We start from the raw sequence: 1,266 nt of genomic DNA on the forward strand, positions 1-1,266 counted from the left end.
GTTAGCGCATTCTATGGTAAAAAACAAGAAAATATTTAAAATTTAACAGGCAAATTTATGTGTATTTATATAGGGAGTTTGTCTGTTAATTACAGAAAAAACACGACCAATAATTTTACATTTTACATTGTTTAAAACCAGCATTGCGTTCTTACCTTCACCTTTTTTTCTTTCATAATATTCTTTGAGTTGCGGATCATGTTTTACGGCAACTAAAGCACACATTTGTAATATTGATTTCATCTTTTTATCTGCCATATGATTCACTTTGGTTCGTCCTTTAATACTCGAACCCGAACTGTATTCAAAAGGTGCAGTTCCGGCGTAACAAGCAAATTTTCTTGCGTTATCAAAAGCCGTGAATCCTCTTGTTGCAATGAGCATATAAATAGCAGTTTTATCCCCAATACCAGGAACACTTTTAATCAATTCAAATTGATTTTTCAATTCCAATTGATTAGATATTATTGCTTTCATTTCCTTCTCAATAGCTTTTAATGTTGCTTTTAAAAATTTCACCGTTTTATTATTTATTCCTACGATTGTTTTGTAAACTTGTTTGGGCATAAAATCAACATTTTCTTTTGTAGCCTCAAAAATCTTAAAAGATTTCATCACTTTTTCTCTTTCAGTATAAAGCAATTTCAGCTGTTGAATTACCGTTTCAGGCAAAGTCGAAAGCTTTAGTTTGTCGATATTTCGAATACTATATAAAGCAATGTCTTTTGCATCTGCCTTGTCATTTTTACCTCTGGAAATTCCTTTAGATCGTTTGATTTCTATGGCTGGAACTACCCAGAAATCAAGGTTGATTTCAGATAAATGGCTACTCAAAGGAAATGTATAAATACCCGTGTTTTCGCAACAAAACAAAACAGTAGTCAAATCTATTTTCTGTTTTATTAAGTTTTTTAAAATTTCTTTAATACCTTTTAAGTTGTTTTCGACAATGAAATGATTAGTTACATTGGGTGCTTCTTTTTTTAAAATAACTACATCTAATTTTGATTTTGAAATGTCAATACCTACGTAAAATAAATAGTTTTTCATAACTTTGAATTTAGGATAAACAAAAATGTTGAACTTCTTTAGAGCCTTTATTAGACCTTGATGTCTATCATTCTATTTGAAGCAATTCAACGGGATTCAAGGAGAAGACAGAGGACTAATGCGCTAAATAAGTCACAAACTTGGCGGATTTGATAGTTCACCTCTGTTTTCCTTTGAATAAATTTAATGTTTTTTTGTCAAATACAAAGTAAAGGC

At 30.4% G+C, this 1,266-nt stretch carries 1 protein-coding gene; it reads right to left on the reverse strand.

Annotated features, from left to right (window positions below):
• Window positions 1–42: 42 nt before the first annotated feature.
• Entirely contained in the window at window positions 43–1,050 is a 1,008-nt protein-coding gene (locus E0F91_RS17585) for an IS110 family RNA-guided transposase (RefSeq protein WP_132067646.1), read from the reverse strand.
• Between the last annotated feature and the right edge of the window lie 216 nt (window positions 1,051–1,266).

Origin of the sequence: Flavobacterium sandaracinum (assembly GCF_004349135.1) — a bacterium.
In the GTDB taxonomy this organism is placed as follows: domain Bacteria; phylum Bacteroidota; class Bacteroidia; order Flavobacteriales; family Flavobacteriaceae; genus Flavobacterium; species Flavobacterium sandaracinum.

Coding starts and splice junctions, on each gene's coding strand:
- E0F91_RS17585 (WP_132067646.1), bottom strand. CDS start 1,050: ATGAAAAACTATTTATTTTACGTAGGTATTGACATTTCAAAATCAAAA.